Annotated in this window: 13 protein-coding genes; 11 read left to right on the top strand and 2 right to left on the bottom strand. The window is 59.6% G+C overall.

Going from position 1 to position 19,009, the window contains the following annotated elements; translation table 11 throughout:
* Window positions 1–29: 29 nt before the first annotated feature.
* Window positions 30–1,769, bottom strand: coding sequence for a choline dehydrogenase (gene betA, locus ADM64_RS03650; protein WP_049193170.1), 1,740 nt, complete (start codon window positions 1,767–1,769; stop codon window positions 30–32).
* 347 nt (window positions 1,770–2,116) lie between these two features.
* On the opposite strand from betA, the gene betT reads away from it, so the two are divergent.
* The 3 genes from betT (at window position 2,117) to ADM64_RS03665 (ending at window position 6,828) form a co-directional block, all read left to right on the top strand.
* A complete protein-coding gene (betT, locus tag ADM64_RS03655; RefSeq protein WP_049190998.1) occupies window positions 2,117–4,297 on the top strand; it encodes a choline BCCT transporter BetT in 2,181 nt (726 codons plus the stop codon).
* Window positions 4,298–5,866, top strand: a complete 1,569-nt coding sequence (locus ADM64_RS03660) for an aldehyde dehydrogenase family protein (protein WP_049171791.1) — start codon at window positions 4,298–4,300, stop codon at window positions 5,864–5,866. It begins immediately after the preceding gene.
* Between the two features lie 143 nt (window positions 5,867–6,009).
* Window positions 6,010–6,828, top strand: a complete 819-nt coding sequence (locus tag ADM64_RS03665) for a CDP-alcohol phosphatidyltransferase family protein (protein ID WP_080971496.1) — start codon at window positions 6,010–6,012, stop codon at window positions 6,826–6,828.
* Here ADM64_RS03665 and ADM64_RS03670 read toward each other — a convergent pair.
* The gene (locus tag ADM64_RS03670) at window positions 6,825–7,844 is read right to left on the bottom strand and encodes a hypothetical protein (protein ID WP_049193171.1); all 1,020 of its coding nucleotides are present in this window, start codon (window positions 7,842–7,844) and stop codon (window positions 6,825–6,827) included. The genes ADM64_RS03665 and ADM64_RS03670 overlap by 4 nt on opposite strands.
* A 204-nt stretch (window positions 7,845–8,048) precedes the next feature.
* Here ADM64_RS03670 and ADM64_RS03675 point away from each other — a divergent pair, with 204 nt between their 5' ends.
* The 8 genes from ADM64_RS03675 to ADM64_RS03710 all read left to right on the top strand — a co-directional run bounded on the left by ADM64_RS03675 (window position 8,049) and on the right by ADM64_RS03710 (window position 18,897).
* Window positions 8,049–9,533: a YeeE/YedE thiosulfate transporter family protein gene (locus ADM64_RS03675; protein WP_049193173.1), complete on the top strand. Its 1,485-nt coding sequence runs from the start codon at window positions 8,049–8,051 to the stop codon at window positions 9,531–9,533.
* Window positions 9,534–9,609: 76 nt separating this feature from the next.
* Window positions 9,610–10,281 carry a YdhK family protein gene (locus tag ADM64_RS03680; RefSeq protein ID WP_187404924.1) on the top strand — a complete coding sequence of 224 codons (672 nt, stop codon included), beginning with the start codon at window positions 9,610–9,612 and terminating at the stop codon, window positions 10,279–10,281.
* A 697-nt stretch (window positions 10,282–10,978) separates the two neighbouring features.
* Complete coding sequence (locus ADM64_RS03685) at window positions 10,979–11,071, top strand: potassium-transporting ATPase subunit F (protein ID WP_016421618.1); 93 nt, start codon at window positions 10,979–10,981, stop codon at window positions 11,069–11,071.
* A complete protein-coding gene (gene kdpA / locus ADM64_RS03690; RefSeq protein ID WP_049181802.1) occupies window positions 11,068–12,720 on the top strand; it encodes a potassium-transporting ATPase subunit KdpA in 1,653 nt (550 codons plus the stop codon). The genes ADM64_RS03685 and kdpA overlap by 4 nt, the downstream gene beginning before the upstream one ends.
* Window positions 12,717–14,825 carry a potassium-transporting ATPase subunit KdpB gene (kdpB, locus tag ADM64_RS03695; RefSeq protein ID WP_049181801.1) on the top strand — a complete coding sequence of 703 codons (2,109 nt, stop codon included), beginning with the start codon at window positions 12,717–12,719 and terminating at the stop codon, window positions 14,823–14,825. Before kdpA ends, kdpB begins: the two co-directional genes overlap by 4 nt.
* Window positions 14,826–14,906: 81 nt before the next feature.
* The gene (gene kdpC, locus ADM64_RS03700; protein WP_048734312.1) at window positions 14,907–15,497 is read left to right on the top strand and encodes a K(+)-transporting ATPase subunit C; all 591 of its coding nucleotides are present in this window, start codon (window positions 14,907–14,909) and stop codon (window positions 15,495–15,497) included.
* Between the two features lie 46 nt (window positions 15,498–15,543).
* On the top strand, window positions 15,544–18,147 hold the full coding sequence (locus ADM64_RS03705) for a sensor histidine kinase (protein WP_048734314.1): 2,604 nt from the start codon (window positions 15,544–15,546) through the stop codon (window positions 18,145–18,147).
* Between the two features lie 6 nt (window positions 18,148–18,153).
* Window positions 18,154–18,897, top strand: coding sequence for a response regulator transcription factor (locus ADM64_RS03710; protein WP_049181799.1), 744 nt, complete (start codon window positions 18,154–18,156; stop codon window positions 18,895–18,897).
* The last annotated feature ends 112 nt before the right edge of the window (window positions 18,898–19,009 follow it).

Below are 19,009 nucleotides of genomic sequence, written 5' to 3' on the forward strand. Positions count from 1 at the left end.
GTCGCGCTACCGCCTCAAAAACTCAAGAACTACTTGGTGCTCTCCGGCGGATCCAGCGGCATACCCTGGCCAGCGCGGTAGAACGGAATGTCCTGCGGTGCCAGCGGGGTCTTGCCGGCGATGAGATCAGCGGCCTTTTCGGCAATCATCATGGTCGGTGCGTAGATATTGCCATTGGTGATGCCCGGCATGACCGAAGCGTCAACCACGTAGAGGCCCTCGGTGCCGTGAACCTGCATGGTTTCCGGATCGACCACGGCCATCTCGTCGGAGGCCGGCCCCATCTTGCAGGTGCAGGATGGGTGCAGTGCGGTCTCGGCGTCCTTGCGGACCCACTCGAGAATCTCCTCGTCGGTCTGCACATCTGCACCCGGGGAAATCTCGCCGTCGGTGTACTCCTTCATTGCCGGAGTGTCCAGCAGCTTACGGGAGACCTTCACAGCCTCGACCCATTCACGGCGGTCCTGATCAGTGGACAGGTAGTTGAACAGAATCGACGGCTTGACCTTGATGTCCGAGGAGGTGATGTGGACATGGCCACGGGCATCCGAGTACATCGGACCAACGTGGAACTGGAAACCGTGCGGGCTATCGATCTTCGTGCCGTCGTAACGCATGGCCAGCGGCAGGAAGTGGAACATCAGGTTCGGGTAGGGCTCGTTGTCGTTGGAGCGCGCGAAACCGCCACCCTCGAAGTGCGACGTTGCCACCGGGCCCTTGTGGGTGAGCAGCCACCACAGGCCAATGAACGGCCAACGCCACTTCTCCAGGTACGGCTGTGAAGACACCGGCTGGGTGGCGTTGTACTGAATGTAGACCTCCAGGTGGTCCTGCAGGTTTTCGCCGACACCAGGCAGGTGCTTGACGACGTTCACTCCGGCGGCATTCAAGACCTTCTCATCGCCAATGCCGGAGACCTCGAGCAGCTGCGGAGAGTTGAAAGCGCCACCGCAGAGGATGACCTTGTCTGCTCGCACCTGACGTGTGCGCCCCTTCCAGGCGTACTCCACGCCGACGGCCTTGGTGCCCTCGAAGAGAATGCGGGTGGCTTCTGCGCGGGTGCGAAGCTCCAGATTTGGACGCTGCAGAGCCGGGTGCAGGTATGCGCGGGCAGCGGAGAGGCGACGGCCCTTGTCGATGTTCGCGTCGAAGGGGCCGAAGCCCTCCTGGCGGTAGCCGTTGACGTCCGGGGTGTAGTTGTAGCCGGCCTGCTGGACAGACTTGAAGAAGGCCTTGAACAGCGGAGAATCGGCCGGACCGCGCTTCATGCGCAGTGGGCCGTCGTGGCCACGGCGCGGGTCGTCCTTGTCGGAGCCGAGTGCATTTTCCATGCGCTTGAAGTAAGGCAGAACGTGGTTCCAGCCCCAGTTCTCCAGCCCCTTGGTGTCGCCCCACTTGTCGTAGTCCATGGGGTTACCGCGCTGGTAGATCTGGCCGTTGATGGAGGAGGAACCGCCGACGACCTTGCCGCGGGCGTGGTAGATACGGCGACCGTTCATCTCCGGTTCCGGCTCGGATTCGTACTTCCAGTCGTAGTACTTGTTACCGATTGGGAAGGAGAACGCCGAAGGCATGTGAATGTAGAGGTCCCAGAGGGAGTCCATGCGGCCGGCCTCGAGTACGAGCACCTGCTGAGTGTGGTCTGCGGACAGCCGGTTAGCCAGCACAGAGCCGGCAGAGCCCGCGCCAACGATGACGACGTCGCGGTGTTCGACTGTGGTGTTGCCATTCTTTTTACCGAAGTTGAAGACAGCCGGGAAAGCTCCCATGTTCTGGTGTACCTCCGTAGGTTGTTTGCCGATGTATATCGGACTGGTTTTCAAGGACTGCGATAAGCCCCGATAAGCCCCAAGTAATATTTAAAGGCAGGCCCTATATATTGATATTGGAATAAGTGGCCGGAGGCGTATCTCAAATCCCCTTCACCTATATAGAATGCCACACAATTGGTATTCAATTCCAGTTGGAATGATTTTAAACGCCTTGAAAACTGGATAAATATGCAGGTGAAGATGTTGATGTTGGGGTGGAGAATTCTTCTGAATCGATTCTTAAACTTGAGGGATTATTCAAACTAGGTATGCTGGGTTAGTTCCCGAATCTGAAGGATTTTCCTATGTCTGATACTCCGCCAACTGAGAAGGTAACGGAGGAAAAATCTGGATCGTCGCAAGGAATGCAGCGATCGCAGTCGGCCCCTCCACAACAAGCGCAAGCGAGTGTGACCTCCGAGCCTGAGGTCAACTGGCCTGTATTTATTATTTCAGGTGTTGGCATTCTTGCCATTGCCCTGTGGGCTATTTTTGCCCCGGACAATGCAGCGGACACCCTAGCTGGCATTGTCGCCTGGGTATCGAAGAACTTCGGCTGGTTCTATATTGTGACCGCGACGGTGGCAGTGCTCTTCATGCTCTACGTCGCTATCTCGCGAACGGGACAGATTAAGCTCGGCCCCGATCACGCCAAGCCTCAGTTTGGTCTGTTCTCCTGGGCCTCTATGCTCTTTGCGGCGGGTATCGGCATTGACCTGCTCTTCTTCTCGGTAGCGGAGCCGGTGGCACAGTTTTATGGCCCGCCGACCGGAGACGCGGAGACCATCGAAGCTGCACGTCAGGCAGTGGTGTTCACGCTCTTCCACTATGGCGTGACCGGTTGGGCACTCTACGCCCTGATGGGTATGGCATTCGGCTACTTCGCGTATCGCCTGAACATGCCGCTGACCATTCGTTCGGCGCTCTATCCGATTATCGGCAAGCGCATCCACGGCCCCGCTGGTGAAGCGGTCGAAATCGCGGCGATGCTGGGTACCGTTTTCGGTGTCGCAACCTCGCTGGGTATCGGCGTCGTCCAGCTGAATTACGGCCTGCGTGTGCTGTTCGGGGTGGATGAGAGTACGTCCTGGCAGATCGCTCTAATCGTCGTGGCCGTATCGGTGGCTATCGCCTCCGCAGTTTCCGGTGTCGACAAGGGAATTCGTCGTCTCTCGGAGCTCAACGTTGGCCTGGCCATCTGCTTGATGCTCTACATCCTGGTTACCGGCCGCACCGCGTTCCTGTTTGACGCACTGGTGATGAACGTCGGTGAGTACGTCTCGAAGTTCCCGTCCATGACTATGGATACCTACGCGTTCTCCGGAGCGCAGGAATGGTTGAACTCCTGGACCCTGTTCTTCTGGGCTTGGTGGGTGGCCTGGGCACCGTTCGTCGGTTTGTTCCTGGCTCGCATTTCCCGTGGCCGTAGTCTGCGTCAGTTTGTCGTCGGCACGCTGACCATTCCATTCCTCTTCGTTCTGATGTGGGTATCGGTGTTCGGTAACTCGGCTCTGGACCTGGTTATCGGTGGCGATTCGGAGTTTGGGCAGACTGCATTGGATTACCCGGAGCGCGCCTTCTACCTTCTGCTAGAGCAGTACCCGGCACCGATGTTGGTGGCGGCAGTCGCCTCCCTGATCGGTCTGCTGCTCTACATCACCTCGGCTGACTCGGCAGCACTGGTGATGAGTAACTTCACTTCGAAGATCACCGACACACAGCAGGACGGTAAGAAGTGGACCCGTATTTTCTGGGCTGTCGTGGTCGGTGTGCTGACCATCGCGATGCTCTACGTCGGCGGTATTCCGACACTGCAGTCCGCGACGATTGTGATGGGCCTGCCGTTCGCCTTTGTCATCTATCTGGTGATGTATGGCCTCTTTAAGTCGCTGCGACTGGAGCTGCTGCAACAGGATTCGACACGTCGAGCCCTCCATGGGGCGATGTCGGGCCGCGCCGTAGATGGCGAACAGGGCGACTGGCGTAAGCGACTTGCCCGCTCCATGTCCTTCCCGGGCAAGAAGCCAGTCATGCGCTACCTCGACCGAGTGGTACAGCCCGCGCTTGAACAGGTGGCAGAAGCTATCAGGGATCGTGGCGGCGAAGTGACGCTGCACCGTGAACCAGCAGAAGAAGTTGGCATCGACCAGATTGACCTGCAGGTCGGTTTCGGCGAGGAGATGAGCTTCCGCTACCAGGTCTATCCGGTTGAACACTTGACGCCGTCTTTCGCTGGCCTGGTACACCTGGACAGTGATGCTGATATTTACTACTACCGTCTCGAGGTCTTCACGCTTACCGGCTCGCTCGGCTACGACGTCTATGGCTACACCCAAGAGCAGCTGATTTCCGACGTCCTCGACCTCTACGAACGGCACTTGGAGTTCCTGCATATGCAGTCTGATCTCCCGGGCACCTCAGATCTGTCCGATAATGCCGAACCTGTCCGCGAATGGTCTGATGACTACGCCAAGGAGGATTCCTAAATGACCTTTAAGCCTTCCACTACTGATAAGGCTCTCGCAACCGAGACCGCCAAATCTCACGAAGGGGCCGCCACGCTGTTTATCAACGGCACCTGGTCCGCTGCAGCCGCTGGCAATACTCGCACCATCGAGTGCCCGGCCGACGGCTCTTTCATCGCCGAGGTCGCAGAAGCAGACGCAACCGACACCGAGCGCGCCATCGCCGCCGCCGACGCTGCTTTCCGACGTACCGGAGAAGGTTCCTGGGCATCCTGGAGCACAGCTGAGCGCAGCAAGTTGGTACTCGATATCGGAGCTGCCATCAGGCAGCGCAAGGACGAATTTGCCTGGGCAGAGGCTATGGATACCGGCAAGCGCCTGCCTGAGGCGGCAGCCGATATGGATGACATCATTGCCTGCTTTGAGTACTTCGGGAAGCTCGCGGGCAATGATGCCGGTCGTCTCGTGGATGCGGATGACCCGTCCGTCGTCGCGCGTATTGTGCGTGAACCTGTTGGTGTCTGTGGCCTGATTACGCCGTGGAACTACCCACTGCTGCAGACCGCATGGAAGGTTGCACCGGCGCTGGCCACGGGCAATACCTTTGTGCTCAAGCCGGCGGAGCTGACTCCGCACACAGCAATTCTGCTCATGCACGTCATCGATGATCTGGGTGTTCCGGCAGGCGTTGCCAACCTCATTACCGGAGCCGGTGCCGAAGCGGGCGCACCGCTGTCCTCGCATCCGAAGGTGGACATGGTCTCCTTCACTGGCGGTCTTGTCACTGGCAAGATTATTGCTGGTGAAGCGGCTAAGTCTGTGAAGAAGGTCGCGCTTGAGCTCGGCGGCAAGAACCCGAACATCATCTTCGCCGACGCCGATTACGAAGCCGCTTTGGACAATGCCCTCAATGCTGCGTTCCTGCACTCCGGTCAGGTGTGCTCGGCGGGCGCTCGCTTGATTGTGGAGGAGTCCATCGCCGAGAAGTTTGTCGACGATCTGGTCGAGCGCGCCGGACACATCCAGCTCGGCGGTCCGCTCGACGAGAAGGCCGAGACCGGTGCGCTGATTTCGAAGCAGCACCTGGATAAGGTCGCGGCATACGTCGATCGAGCTCGTGAGCAGGGCGCTCGTGTGCGCGTAGGCGGCGAGATCGCCACGGGCACCACCGCCGATGGTTCCGCCTCGCTTGCCGACGGCTACTTCTACCTCCCAACCGTGATTGACCAGGTCACCCGCGATATGGACTGCGTCCACGACGAAGCCTTTGGCCCGGTAGTGACGGTGGAGACCTTCACCACGGTTGACGAGGCCATCGAGATCGGCAACGACACCGAATACGGCCTGGCCGGTGCGGTGTGGTCATCCAACCGCGAGGTGTCTGAGCGCGTTTCCCGCGAGCTGCGTCACGGTACCGTCTGGATCAACGACTTTGGCCCCTACCTGCCACAGGCCGAGTGGGGTGGCTTTGGTCAGTCCGGTATTGGCCGCGAGCTGGGCCCGACCGGCCTGGAGGAGTACACCGAAGCCAAGCTGGTCTACGAGAACACAGCACCGGCTGTTACCGGTTGGTTCGAGGATCGTCGTTAAATAACTCGGAACAAGCCCGAGTAAAAATACGGGAAAACGACCCATCGGCCGTTATACTCACCGATTGAAAAAAATCGACTCTGCGCACAACTGCGATAAAGGTTTGCAGTTGTGCGCATTTTGTTCTCTAAAGGACATCTGCCGTGAACGCTACTACTCGCTCCGACAATGCCAGTTCTAGTACCGCCAGTGGGCCAGATACTGCCTGCGCCGATACTGCCAGCACCGCCGCGACCTTCACCCGCTTCACCTGGCGCCAGCATGTCATCGCCTGGGCTGTGCATGCCTTCACGCTGACCGGTTTGGTGTGGGCAACGCTGGCTGCGGTCGCACTGCTGGAGGGCAGCCCACATTGGATGTGGCTCTGGCTGGGCATTGCCCTCGTCGTCGATGGTGTCGACGGCAATATGGCGCGTAAGCATCACATCAAGGAAGTCGTCCCGTGGTTTAACGGCGCAGTGGTGGACAACATCGTCGACTATCTCACCTGGACCGCCATACCCGCGGCTTTCATGGTTATGTATCTGCCACTGGGGCCACGGCCGTTGGCGATTGCCCTGATTATTTTGGTCCTGGTGTCGTCGATGTTCTGCTATGCCAACGAAGCCGCCAAGTCCGGCGACTACTACTTCGTTGGTTTCCCTGCCGCGTGGAACATCGTGGCAGTCTTGCTGTGGGTATGGAACGCGCCCATGGCGGTGTGCATCGCTGCCATTTTTATCTTCAGCGCAATGACGCTGGTGCCGCTGCACTACACGCATCCATTCCGCGTGGAACGCGGCCGGATTGCCAACATTGCCGCAACGTTCATCTGGATTGTCTCGACCGGCATGCTTATCGCAAGTGAGACGATGGCAGCGTCGTTAAGCAAGGCGTCTATCCACGGGCTTGTGGCTGTCAACGTTGCCGCCGGTGCCTGGCTGATTATTGGCGGCGTGCGGCGCTCGCTTAGCGGTCGCTAGCGGCAGTTGGTGGGTGGTTGGCGCAGGATTGCGGAGATGGCGCGGTCGCGCAGCCAGCGGACGTATTCGACGGCGCAGGCTGCGACAATTAACGCGATGACAAAGATGGTGACCCACATCGGATAATCGCGCCCATTGGCCCAGAAGTAGACGTAAGGCGAGACGAAAGTCACTAGGGTGATCAGGAGCCCCAGCATTCTTCGGCCGAATGAGCGGCCGGTGATCATCTCGACAATTCCCCAGGTGTAGGGGATAGCGGTAATGATGTCGATGCTCCACAGCACCCAGACATTGCCGTGGAATCCGGGGACGAAAACCACAGGTAGCGCGCGGAGCGAAGAGTAGACCATCACCACCAGGTAGGCCAACACTTTCGGGTTGTAGAGCAGGCGCCACACGGGGTTGCGCTCGATGAGTTTGGTCCCGACTTTGCGTAGTGCATGCAGATCCTTTTGCTGCATGACCAGCGTATTTGTTCCCTCCAGCAGGTAAGCGAGCAGTTTTTGCTGCACGCGACTGCCGTGTGCCCAGGCCTGTACCAGCTCGCTTGGCGAGATAGCGATGGGCACCAGTGGTTCTCCGCGCTGTTTCAGTGCAGTGGGAAGCTCGAGGGTACTGTCATCGAGCTTATCGACGGCCAGTTCCGGGCCCACCACATGAACGATGTCGCTACCGAGGATGTTTTGTACCTTGTCCACATCACTTTCGGGCAGCGAGCTGAACCAGAGTAGCTGCCGGGAGGAAATCGCCATTCGCAAGGCGGTACCCAGAGCTTCTGCCGCGTCATCGATGGCGTAAAAGTCCTGCGTGTTGGTGTGGGCGAGTGAACGCAAGCTGTCGATTATTGCGACATTTTTGGCATTGAGCTCGCTGAGGCGGGCCACGCCGGAAATATCGATGACCGCCTGAGGATCAAGGGCGAAAGCATGGGTAAAAGGAAGGTCGAGTATCGAGCGCATCGCAAGGAACCGCTGGTGTCGCTGGTGTCCAACCAGGGCTGAATTCTGTGCGCTCATAGTGTTTTAGCTTGCCACAACTTGCGCTTCTCACCAGCAACTATACGGTTCGGTCTGTCTATTGGCAGGTGTTCTACCCTATGAAAACTTCATTAAGTTGGACTTTTTTCGCTGTGTAGAGTAGCTTCTAATCCACTAATAGACAGGTCTGTTCATTATGGCTTTGATGGCGGACTGGCTCATAATTTTAGGAGAAACACTCTCATGCTCATCTCAGGACTAGCGCTGGGCGCCGTGCTCGGCTTTGTTATGCAGCGAGGACGTTTCTGCGTCACCGGTTTCCTGCGCGATATCTTCACTCAGCGCAGCTGGCGCGGCTTCGTCGCCTTGCTGATTGTTATTTCCGTCCACGCCATCGGCCTGGCCGCACTGACCAGCGCCGGCGTGATTACTCCCGAATACAACGAACTGGCACCGGTGGCCGTTATCGTCGGTGGCGTTATCTTCGGGCTGGGTATCGTCCTGGCCGGTGGCTGTGCCTCGGGTACCTGGTACCGCTCCGGTGAGGGCCTGATCGGCTCTTGGATCGCACTGGTCTTTTACGCCCTATCCGCTGCTGCTATGAAGACTGGCTTCCTGGGCGGCCTGCAGAATTCCCTGAAGGACCGCACCGTCGGCCTGACCAGCATTCATGCCTCTCTCGGCATTAGCATTTGGCCACTGGTCATCGCGCTGAGCGCCGTCACGGCATACTTCGCCGTCCGCTTCCTGCGCGAAGAATTCTCCGGCCCGCGCCCGGTAACTCTGGCACCGCGTAAGTCCGGTCTCGCGCACATCCTGGCTGAGAAGCCCTGGCACGTGTACGCCACCGCCGCCATCGTCGGTGTACTTGGCGTTATCGCATGGCCGCTGTCCGCAGCTACCGGCCGCAACGATGGCCTCGGCATCACGACTCCGTCCTCCAACCTTGCCAACTACGTTGTCACTGGTGACACCGAGCGTTTCGACTGGGGCGTCCTCCTCGTCCTCGGCATCCTCGTCGGCTCCTTCATCGCGGCCAAGGCCTCCGGTGAATTCCGCCTCCGCGTCCCGGACGCCACCCAGGGCGCTCGCTCGGTCGTCGGCGGCATCTTCATGGGTGTCGGCGCTGCGTGGGCCGGCGGCTGCACCGTCGGTAACGGCATGGTCCAGACCTCGCTGTTCAGCTACCAGGGTTGGCTTGCGCTGGCGTCCATCGCCGCAGGTGTCGCTATCGCCGCAAAGCTCTGGCTGAAGCCGTCCGCACCTTCGCTTAACGACGTCCCGAGCACCCCTTCCACCACCAACGACACGGCGGTATCGGCAACTGCTCCGGTCGCTTCGGCTGCTACTTCTCCTGTGTCCCTGCCGGGTAGCGACAGTGCCGGTGCCGCTGGCACCGAGGCCTCCCCTCTGGCAGGTGCCTTTGCTGTCGCGCCGGTGGCGTTGCTCGACCGGAGCGTCGTAAAGCAGGAAGACGGCAAGCTCAAGCCGCTGGGCGGCGGGCGTTACGAGCTCGACACCGTCGGCGCGGTGTGCCCATTCCCGCTGATCGAGGCCAAGGACGCGATTGGCAAGATTGAGATCGGCGAGGAGCTGGTGATTCCATTCGACTGCACCCAGGCCACGGATGCGATTCCGCGGTGGGCTGCGAAGGATGGCCACGAGGTCACCAATTTCGAGCAGACCGGTGAGGCTGGCTGGACTATCTCTGTTCGCCGAGGGCGATAAGTCCTGGTGACGCTGGGGGAGCGTTGTTAGGCTGAGGTCATAGATTGATTGACACCAACAACAAAGGAGCTCAACCATGGCAAAGAATATTCGACCACTAGATGCTCTCGTAGCCGCGGGTGCCGCCAGCGTCCTTGTGCTGGCCGGTTGCTCCTCCGATGATTCGGCTAGTACTGAGGCAAGCAGCACTGTTAGCGAGACCAGCTCTTCCGTGTCGGCCACCAGCACTGAGGGCCATGACGACATGGATGATATGGACGATGCCGATGATCATGGCGGTCATGGTGACCACGGTGATGACGCGATGGCCGGCCATGACCATCCGGCCGATGGTGGTCCGGCTCCAGAGGGAATGATTGCGGCGGACAACGCGAAGTTCCCGGTCGGCAGTGAAGTGCAGGTTCTCGCCGATCACATGCCGGGCATGAAGGGTGCAGAAGGCAAGGTTGTTGGTGTTTTCAACACCACTACCTACTCCGTTTCCTACACCCCGACCGATGGCAGTGAGCCGGTGAAGGACCACCGCTGGGTCGTTCATGAGGAGCTGGAGAACCCAGGCGAAGCACCGCTTGCCGACGGCTCCGAGATCACCATCAACGCCGAGCATATGGCGGGCATGAAGGGGGCCAAGGGCACTGTTGACTACTCCACCCAGGAGCCGGTGTACATGGTCGACATTGACGATGATGGTATGACCATGAAGAACCACAAGTGGGTTACTGAAAGCGAGCTTGCTCCGGAGGACTAATCAGCTCCGGCGGACTAATTAGCTTTGGTTGGTTAGTTAGGCACTTCTAGGTCGGCTAATTCAGGTCGGTTGCTTCGACCTACCTCAATCCATTTACAAACCGGGTATCACGCGGTAAGCGTGGTGCCCGGTTTTTTTGATGCTCGCGTCCAAAAGCCTTCGGGTAGCGCGTGGTCCGGCTGGGGGCGGGGCGGAGATGGCGGGGGCTGAGGCGGCGGGGCGAGGGCGGGGACGGGGTTGGGCGGCCACTTGTCGATGCGTTATTCACTGATGCCCACGCTATAGCGCATCGACAGGTGAATAGCTCATCGACAAGTAGCCAGGTAGACCCCACAGCGTGCGCATAAGTGGTGGAAAACCATCGATAAGACAAGGGAAGTCATCGACAGGTCACGGAAAACCATCGATAAGTCGGCGACATCAGCGCGCCTGCCCAGATCTCCCTCCCCACTTGGTCCCAGAAGTGGCTATTAATTCGCCGCGTACCTGCATTGGCACTTTCTTAATCAGAAGTGCATTCGCGCATCTCTAAGCGCATAACCCCAGTTCAGTCGGGTGTTAAAAAAGCGTTAATAGGTGCCCGCCGCAGTAGGTATGGGTGTTTTATAACTGTCATGTTCGTAGACATTTTGCTTCTTCTACTCACCATTGCGGCCTTCCTGCTACTGCAGGGCTGCGCAAAGGCGGTGAAGAAACTATGACGTGGGAATTGATCGTCGGCGCCATTTTAGGTTTGGCGGCATTGGGCTATGTCCTGGTCGCCCTGATTGATCCGGAGCGATTCTCGTGAGCAACGTCATTATGGGATTTGTCCCGGTAATCATCGTGATGGCCGCACTGGCCATCCTTTACATCCCGCTCGGCAATTACATGGGGCGGGTATTCACCACTGATAAACACTTGGGTGTTGAGCGCGGTTTCTACCGCGCCATCGGTGTGCGCCCAGAGGCCAACCAGCACTGGACAAAGTACACCGCCAGTGTGTTGAGCTTCTCCGCTGTCAGCGTCATCTTCGTCTACCTGCTGCAGCGAGTGCAGCAGTGGCTACCGCTCAACCACGGCAAGGGCCCAGTTTCTCCGGACCAGGCGTGGAACACCGCGGTGTCGTTTACCACCAACACCAACTGGCAGTCCTACTCCGGTGAAGAAGCCATGACAGTGCTAACCCAGATGGCTGGCCTGGCAGTTCAGAACTTCGTCTCCGCCGCAGTCGGTATTGCAGTGGCGGTGGCGCTGGTCCGAGGCCTGGCCAACCGTCACGGTGACGGCAACATCGGCAACTTCTGGGTAGATCTGACTCGTACCGTCCTGCGAGTGCTGCTGCCCATCGCCGCTATTGGTGCAATTCTGCTGATTTCGCAGGGTGCCATCCAGAATTTCTCGGCCCCACAGACTATCCAGACTGTCACCGGCGGCAGCCAGACTATCCCGAGCGGTGCCGTGGCATCGCAGGAGGTCATCAAGGAATTGGGCACCAACGGCGGTGGCTACTTCAACGCCAACTCCGCGCATCCATTTGAAAACCCGAATGCGTGGACCAACATGCTGGAAATCTTCCTTATCCTGTTGATTCCGGTCTCGTTGACCAGGGCATTCGGTGTCATCATCGGTGACAAGCGTCAGGGCTGGGCAATTCTGTCCACCATGGCGGTGCTCTACTTCATCTCTCTGGCTGTCGTTATGTCCAGCGAGACTGCGCTGCAGACCTTCCAAGGTGGCGGCATGGAGGGCAAGGAAATGCGCTTTGGCGTGCTGCCGAGTTCCTTCTTTGCGGTGACCACCACCATGACGTCGACAGGCGCGGTGGACAGCTTCCACTCCAGCTACTCACCACTGGCAGGCGGCATGCTCATGCTGAACATGCTGCTGGGCGAGATCAGCCCTGGTGGTGTGGGCTCCGGTCTCTACGGCATGCTCATCATCGCCATCCTGACCGTATTCATCGCCGGCCTGATGGTCGGCCGTACCCCGGAATACCTGGGCAAGCGCATTGGTGTTTCGGAAATCACCAAGGTTTGCCTCTACATCCTGGTCATGCCAGTGCTGGTGCTGGCAGGTGTCGGTATCTCCACCATGCTGCCGTCGACGCTGGACTCCGTGTCCGCTGACGGACCGCACGGTTTCTCCGACCTGATTTACGCCTTCACCAGTGCGTCCAACAACAATGGTTCGGCATTCGCGGGCTTCGGTGCCGATACCCCGTGGTTCAACATGAGCCTCGGTTTCGCCATGCTGTTTGGTCGCTTTCTTCCAATTGTCATGGTGCTGGGTCTGGCTGGTGACTTCGCCAAGCAGCGACCAGCCGCCGAGACCGCTGGCACCCTGCCAACTCACCGACCGCAGTTTGTCGGCCTGACCGTTGCCATCGCAATCATCGTCAGCGCCCTGACCTTCCTACCAACCCTCGTCCTAGGTCCGCTGACGGAGGCCCTGTCATGAGCAAGAATTCCAACGCATCTTCCGCATTTTCTCCCAGCGCACTGAAAGCGGCTCTGCCGCTGGCGCTGAGCAAGATGAACCCGCGCCAGCTCATCGCCACCCCGGTGATGTTCCTGGTCGAAGTCGGTGCCGCATTTACGCTGGTCCTGGCCATTGCGCACCCGTCGCTGTTCAGTATTTCCATCACGGTGTGGCTGTGGTTGACGGTACTTTTTGCAACGCTGGCGGAAGCCGTCGCTGAGGGCCGCGGCAAGGCACAGGCGGAATCGCTGCGCGCTTCGCGCACCACCTCTGATGCCTTCAAGCTCAACAACGGCGCCAACGCCGCTGCAGCACTGGAGAACCCAGCCGCGCAGACCACCAAGGTCGCGGCCACGGACCTGGTTCCGGGTGACATCGTCATCGTCTCCGCCGGCGAGCCGATTCCCGCCGATGGCGACGTGATCGTCGGCGCTGCCAGTGTCGATGAGTCCGCCATTACCGGTGAGTCCGCGCCGGTCATCCGCGAGGCCGGCGGTGATCGGTGCGCGGTCACCGGTGGTACACGCGTGCTTTCCGACGCCATCGCCATCGAGGTCACCACCATGCCCGGTGAGAGCTTCATGGATCGCATGATTGGTCTGGTCGAAGGCGCACAGCGCAAGAAGACTCCGAACGAGCTGGCACTTGGTTCCCTGCTGCACGTGTTGACCCTGATCTTCCTCATGGTCGTCATCGCCTTGGCACCAATGGCTGTCTTCAACGGCGCTGAGCAGGACCCATTGGTACTGGTCGCACTGCTGATCTGCCTGATCCCGACCACTATCGGCGCGCTGCTGTCCGCTATTGGTATCGCCGGTATGGACCGCCTGGTTCAGCACAACGTGTTGGCCATGTCGGGCCGTGCGGTTGAGGCCGCTGGTGACGTCGCCACGCTGCTGCTAGACAAGACCGGCACCATCACCTTCGGTAACCGTCAGGCTGCGGAGTTCTCCGAGGTCGGCGACACCACGCACGCTGAATTGGTACACGCCTGCCAGCTTTCTTCGCTTGCCGACGAAACCCCCGAGGGCCGCTCCATTGTCGAGCTCGCGGAAACCGAATCGAATGAACGCATCGACGAATCCGTCTATGCCAATGCGACCTTCATTCCCTTTACCGCTCAGACTCGTATGAGTGGTATCGAGTTCCCCGCTACCGGCGGCGAGAAGAAACGCAAGGTAGTCAAGGGTGCCGCAATGGAGATTGTGAAGCTGATGAAGTGCATCGGTGCCACCGTGCCGCCCGAGGTCGATGGCATTGTCCAGCGCATTTCGGAAGCGGGCGGTACCGCGCTGGTGGTCGCCGAGGTATTTGGCGGCGACGAAGTAACCAGCGGTGAGTCCGGACGAGTGCTGGGTGTTATTTATCTCAAGGACGTCGTTAAGCCTGGCATGCGTGAGCGTTTCGATCAGCTGCGTGAAATGGGCATTCGTACCGTCATGATCACGGGCGACAATGCGGTGACGGCGCATGCGATTGCGAAGGAGGCCGGCGTCGACGATGTGCTCGCTGAGGCCACCCCGGAGCAGAAGCTAGAGTTGATCCGCAAGGAGCAGTCGAAGGGACGCCTGGTCGCCATGACCGGTGACGGCACCAACGATGCACCGGCATTGGCGCAGGCAGATGTGGGCGTGGCAATGAACACTGGTACGTCGGCGGCGAAGGAAGCGGCCAACATGGTGGACCTGGATTCGGATCCGACCAAGCTCATTGACGTGGTGGGAATCGGCAAGCAGTTGCTGATTACCCGCGGTGCGCTGACCACCTTCTCCATTGCCAATGACGTGGCGAAGTACTTCGCCATCATTCCAGCCATGTTCGTCACGGCGCTGCCTGGCCTGGACAAGCTCAACATCATGAACCTGCATTCGCCGGAAAGCGCCATCCTGTCTGCAGTGATCTTCAACGCGCTGGTGATTGTCGCCTTGATTCCGCTGGCTCTCAAGGGCGTGAAGTACCGCGCCGGGTCGGCTGCCTCACTGCTGAGCCGCAACCTGCTCATCTTCGGTGTCGGTGGCATCATCGCACCGTTTGTCGGCATCAAAATTATTGACCTCCTGCTCTCCGGAGTGTTCGGGATGTAAGTGCCTTGGCCTCGCGCCAAACGGCGCAGCCAGCGCACAGCACTTGGCATCTCGCAACATGTGAAAAGAATCGAGAAGGACATGAACAAGAACTTTCGGTTGGTATCCACCACAATCAAGGCATATTTGCTGCTCACCGTGGTTATCGGCCTGCTGTACCCAGCCGCAATCTGGGTAGTGGGGCGAATCTGGTCCGATAACGCTGATGGCTCGATGATGTATGACTCCGCAGGCAAGGCCCAGGGCTCGGAGCTCATTGCCCAAGAAGTGACAAAGCCGGGGTTTTTCTACCCGCGCCCGTCTGCTGCGGGGGATAATGGCTACGACGCGATGTCGTCTTCGGCATCGAACGTGTCGCCGTATAGCAAGGAGTTCCAGGCTGAAATCGAACAGCGCCGCACCGATGTCGCTGCCCGCGAGGGCATCGACCCGGCCCAGGTACCGGTGGAGGCAGTCACCGCCTCCGGTTCCGGTCTGGATCCGCATATCTCCGAGAAGTACGCACAGCTGCAAGCACCGCGCGTGGCCAAGGAGCGCAACCTGCCACAGGCAGAGGTTGAGCGGTTGATCTCGGAAAATAGTGAAAACGCAATTACGGAACAGGGCTCGCAGGATGGTGGGCGACTGGTCAACGTCGTAAAGCTGAACGCCGCTCTGACAGACGGACAGTAAGCATCCTGCGATTGGGCAAGGTATGGCAAGTAAAGGTCTGTAAGAAATGGCCAAGCGAGGAAAACTGAAGGTCTACCTGGGGTTCGCCCCGGGCGTGGGTAAGACGTGCGCCATGTTGAGCGAGGGGCACGATCTGTACTCCCGTGGGCACGAGGTAGTCATTGGTCTGGTGGAACACCACGGTCGCGAGCGGACGAAGAAGCTCATCGAAGGCCTGCCAGTGTTGGATTGTCGAAAGGTGTCCTACCGCGGCAACACCTATCGTGAGCTGGATGTTGATGCGATTATCGAGATGCGTCCCGAGGTCGCCCTCGTCGATGAGCTCGCGCACACCGTCGTTACCGATGAGCCGGACAACGAGTTCGTTCAGCAACGCAAGCGCTGGCACGATGTCTACCAGCTTCTCGACGCAGGCATCGACGTCATCTCGACGATGAACATCCAGCACTTGGAATCGCTTAACGACGTCGTTGCGGCCGTCACCGGCGTGCGCCAGATGGAGACGGTACCCGACCGTGTCCTCCGCGATGCGGACGAGATTGAGCTCATCGACTTGAGCCCGGACGCCCTGCGCATCCGCCTGTCTCGCGGCGAAATCTACCGCAAGGAGCAAGCGGAACTAGCGCTGCGCAAGTACTTCCGCCCGGGCAACCTCAGCGCCCTGCGTGAGCTGGCACTTTTGTGGCTGGCTGACAAGGTCGAGGAGGTGCTCGATGCCTACCGCGAAGACGAGGAGATCGACGACCACTGGACCACGCGTGAGCGCGTCGTGGTGGCCGTGCGCGATGATGAGAACGCGGAGTCCATGATTCGTCGCGGTGCTCGTATGACCGGTCGCGTGGCCGGCCGCGAGATGATTGTCGTGCACATCACCGGCGAGGACGACGGCCTTGACCGCGGGTATCTGCGTCGGCTGCGCAAGCTGCAGGATCTCACCGAGTCGCTGGGTGGGCAGTGGCGCACCATCGTGGGCGATGATGTGCCGGGAATTCTGCTGGAGTTCTCCCGCACGGTCAATGCATCGCAGCTGGTCATTGGCTCGGAGCGAGGACTGCGGCGCTACGTGGGCTTAAGTACCTCGCAGCGCATCATCGACCAGGCTGGGCCCATCGATGTGCACATCATCTCCTCAAGCTCAGAGAAGAAAGCCAAGCGGCGCAAGAAACTGCGCTCTCGCTTTTCCAAGGAGCGACGTATCACCGGTTGGCTGCTGGCACTGGTGGGGCCAGTGCTACTGACGTTGCTGCTCTACCAGCTGGACACCGGCCCGGAGTTCCTGGGCGTACTGCTGCTGACCTATCTGATGCCGATAGTCTTCGCCGCTATGGCGGCAGGGTTGGTGCCAGCGCTGGCGGCAGTGGTGGTCTCCTCAATTCTGGCAAACTGGTACTTCACCGCCCCGGTGAGAACACTGACCATCACCGAGCCGGCCAGCTTGGCTCAAATCCTGCTCTTCGGTGTGATTGCGGCAGCTGTGGCGACGGTGGTGGAGCGTTCCGAGCGCCGCCGCGAGATGGCGGACAGGAGTTTGCATCAGGCAGTCGTAATGTCCGAGTTGGCACACGGTGTCGTCCACGATGGCGACAACATGTCCAACCTGGTCCACAGCTTGGCGGATACGTTCTCGATGGAGCGCGTGGACGTGCAGCGTTACTCCTCAGAGCGCAAGAAGTGGTTGACCATTGTCACCACCGCCGAACACGGCTTGTCCGAACCGTGGCCGACAGAGTTGCCGATGACTAAGGTCAGCTCCGGCGATGACCTGCGCTTTGTGCTCAGTGGCCGTGAACTCACCGCCGCTGAGACTGCCATGATTGCGGCTCACGGTTCCCGCATCCGGGCGCTCATGGACATGGAGGAAATCGCCGCGATGCGCCGCGCCACCGCTGCCCTCGAGGCGGGCAACCGCGTGGGCAGCGCGGTGCTGACCGCCGTTTCACATGACCTGCGCACACCGCTGGCCAGCATCAAGGCTGCGATCTCCAGCATGAACATGGAGGACGTTGAGCTTGACGACGAAACGCGTCTCATCCTCATGGAGACAATCGAGAGTTCCGCTGACCGCCTAGAGGTGGTCATTGGCAACCTACTCGATGCCAGCCGCATCGACTCCAGCACCAAGCGGGTGGAAAGTGTGCCGGTTAGCGTCTCCGATGTTGTGGACGCGGTATGTGCGGAGCTGCCGGAAGCCGCAGGTCACATTGACCGCGATATTGACCATGACGCCTGCATGGTGGAAGGCGATCCTGGGCTGATCCAGCGCATTGTTTCCAACATTGTCATCAACGGCCGTCAGTACGCACCGGAGTCGAGCCTGACCATTCGTACGCGGCCCAGCGAGCGCGGTGTGCGCGGTCCCGCCGACATGCCGGTTATGGGCTCGCTGGGTGCTATCGCTGCGAGCGCATGCATAGACATTTTGATCATTGACCACGGTAAGGGCATCCCGGAGGATAAGTTGGAGGAGATTTTTCAACCGTTCCAACGCCTTGGCGACTACTCGGCACAATCTCAGGGCCTTGGTCTGGGACTTGCCGCCGCCTCGCGTTTTGCCGACGCCATGGGAGGCGCCATCCGCGCCGAACAGACACCCGGCGGCGGTGCTACCTTCGTGCTGACGTTGCCGCGTGCAATGGGCGAGAGAAAGTAGGATTCCATGAATCTCAGTTCAGGACAACCCGCTGGTCAGGCTGGCAACAAACCCGGGCGAAAGATACTCATCGTCGAGGATGATGTCGCCATGGCCCGCACTGTGCTTGTCAGTTTAAAAGCCCGCGGTTACGAGCCACGTGTCGCGCAAACGGCCACGCGGGCGTTAGCCGCGGTCAGCGAGTGGAAGCCCGACGCCGTTCTCCTGGATCTGGGCTTGCCCGATGTCAGTGGCCTGGAAGTTCTGCGTTCTTTGCGCAGGTGGAGCGATATTCCAGTGCTGATTGTCTCCGCACGTCACGACGAGGCGGGGAAAATCAACGCCCTCAATGAAGGGGCCGATGACTACGTCACCAAGCCTTTCTCGATGGGGGAGTTGTTGGCTCGGCTGCGTTCAACCATGCGGCGTGCTAGCAAAGTAGTGGTCGAAGAGGTGCCGAAGGTGACCTCCGCAGATGGTCATCTAATGGTTGACCTGGCCAAACGGCAAGTTCTCGTGGCGGACGAGCTCGTGCATCTGACCCCGCGCGAGTGGGACATCCTGGTCTACCTGGTGCAGCATCGTGGCGAACTGGTGACCAAACTGGAGCTTCTCAAGGCCGTCTGGGGTGACCAGTACGAAAAAGAGACCAACTACCTGCGCGTTTACATCTCCCAGCTGCGCCACAAGATTGAGCCTCAGCAGGCTCACAACAAGTACTTGCGCACTGAGGTGGGGGTCGGTTATCGCATGGTGCTGGACGAGGAGTAGCAGCCGGCTGCTTGCCCGTTCTTGCTTGCCCGCCTGCACGTTCCCGCCTTCCCGCTCGCCTGCCTGCCTCTCCTCGCGACTTCACGACACAGGTGTCACCTCATGCCACCTC

Source organism: Corynebacterium sp. 401_CJEI (assembly GCF_001076435.1).
GTDB classification, from domain to species: Bacteria; Actinomycetota; Actinomycetes; order Mycobacteriales; family Mycobacteriaceae; genus Corynebacterium; species Corynebacterium jeikeium_D.